Source organism: Streptococcus sp. GMD1S (assembly GCF_000296875.1).
GTDB lineage: Bacteria > Bacillota > Bacilli > Lactobacillales > Streptococcaceae > Streptococcus.
In genome coordinates, this window is sequence record NZ_AJQY01000453.1 from 1 (window position 1) to 2,236 (window position 2,236).

A 2,236-nucleotide genomic window follows, 5' to 3' on the forward strand; every position below is an offset into this window, starting at 1 on the left:
AAGGAAAAAACAGGGGTTTGGACGGGCGCTTATGCCATCAACCCTGTCAATGGCAAAGAAATCCCAATCTGGATTGCCGACTATGTTCTTGCTAGCTATGGTACAGGTGCGGTAATGGCTGTTCCTGCCCACGACCAACGTGACTGGGAATTTGCCAAACAATTTGACCTTCCAATCGTAGAAGTGCTTGAAGGTGGAAATGTAGCAGACGCTGCCTACACAGAAGATGGTCTTCATGTCAATTCAGACTTCCTTGATGGACTGAACAAAGAAGACGCTATTGCTAAGATTGTGGCTTGGTTGGAAGAGAAAGGTTGCGGTCAAGAGAAGGTTACCTACCGTCTCCGCGACTGGCTCTTTAGCCGTCAACGTTACTGGGGTGAGCCAATCCCAATCATTCATTGGGAAGATGGGACTTCAACAGCTGTTCCTGAAAGTGAATTGCCACTTGTCTTGCCAGTCACCAAGGATATCCGCCCTTCAGGTACTGGGGAAAGCCCATTGGCTAACTTGACCGACTGGCTTGAAGTGACGCGTGAAGATGGTGTTAAAGGTCGTCGTGAAACCAACACCATGCCACAATGGGCTGGTTCAAGTTGGTACTACCTCCGCTATATCGATCCACACAATACTGAGAAATTGGCTGATGAGGACCTCCTCAAACAATGGTTGCCAGTAGATATCTACGTAGGTGGTGCGGAGCATGCCGTTCTTCACTTGCTTTACGCTCGTTTCTGGCACAAATTCCTCTATGACCTCGGTGTTGTTCCAACTAAAGAACCATTCCAAAAACTCTTTAACCAAGGGATGATTTTGGGAACAAGCTACCGTGACCACCGTGGAGCTCTTGTAGCGACTGACAAGGTTGAAAAACGTGACGGTTCTTTCTTCCATGTGGAAACAGGAGAAGAACTGGAGCAAGCACCTGCTAAGATGTCTAAATCGCTCAAGAACGTTGTTAACCCAGACGATGTGGTGGAACAATATGGTGCCGATACCCTTCGTGTTTATGAAATGTTCATGGGGCCACTCGATGCTTCCATCGCTTGGTCAGAAGAAGGTCTGGAAGGAAGCCGTAAATTCCTTGACCGTGTTTACCGTTTGATCACAAGTAAAGAAATTGTTGCGGAAAACAATGGTGCTCTTGACAAGGTTTACAATGAAACCGTTAAAGCTGTAACTGAGCAAATCGAATCCATGAAATTCAACACAGCTATTGCCCAACTCATGGTCTTTGTCAACGCTGCTAACAAGGAAGACAAACTCTATGTGGACTACGCCAAAGGCTTTATCCAATTGATTGCCCCATTTGCACCTCACTTGGCAGAAGAACTTTGGCAAACAGTTACAGCAACAGGTGAATCCATCTCTTACGTGGCTTGGCCAACTTGGGACGAAAGTAAATTGGTTGAAGACGAAATCGAAATCGTCATCCAAATCAAAGGAAAAGTCCGTGCCAAACTCATGGTCGCTAAAGACCTGTCACGCGAAGAATTGCAAGAAATTGCTCTGGCTGACGAAAAAGTCAAAGCGGACATTGACGGCAAGGAAATCGTGAAGGTGATTAGTGTACCAAATAAATTGGTTAATATTGTTGTGAAATAACGAGTTTATTAGCTCTATCTGCCACCTTCAATAGTACACTGGACTATTGAAGCCAACCAAACTTGTTAATATCGTTATTAAATAAGAAATGAATCCTTCAGAGTAGAATCTGAAGGATTTTTTGAATTTTTTCATGAAAGTATGATATACTATGTGCAATTATAAAGTTTGAAAAGTGAATCAAGGAGAAAACGATGCCAGTAAACGAATATGGTCAGATGATTGGTGAGTCAATGGAAGGTTATACTCCAGGAGAATTGCCTTCCATTGATTTCTTAGAAGGGCGCTACGCTCGGATAGAGGCTCTTTCGGTGGAAAAGCATGCGGAGGATTTATTAGCTGTTTATGGTCCAGATACTCCTCGGGAGATGTGGACCTACCTCTTTCAGGAGCCGGTGGCAGATATGGAGGAACTGGTTACCGTCTTAAATCAGATGTTGGCTCGTAAGGACCGTTTTTACTATGCGATTATAGACAAGGCAACTGGTAAGGCTTTGGGGACTTTTTCTCTCATGCGTATTGACCAGAATAACCGAGTAATAGAAGTGGGTGCCGTCACTTTTTCTCCAGAATTAAGGGGAACACGTATAGGGACAGAGGCTCAATATCTCCTAGCTCGCTATGTTTTTGA

The 2,236-nt window shown here is 44.5% G+C and carries 2 protein-coding genes; both read left to right on the forward strand.

Annotated features, from left to right (window positions below):
• Positions 1-1,605, forward strand: a 1,605-nt coding sequence (leuS, locus tag GMD1S_RS11180; RefSeq protein WP_000574932.1) for a leucine--tRNA ligase, incomplete at its 5' end; no start/stop codon positions are given.
• Between the two features lie 194 nt (positions 1,606-1,799).
• On the forward strand, positions 1,800-2,236 hold a 437-nt coding region (locus GMD1S_RS11185; RefSeq protein WP_001144919.1), incomplete at its 3' end, for a GNAT family N-acetyltransferase.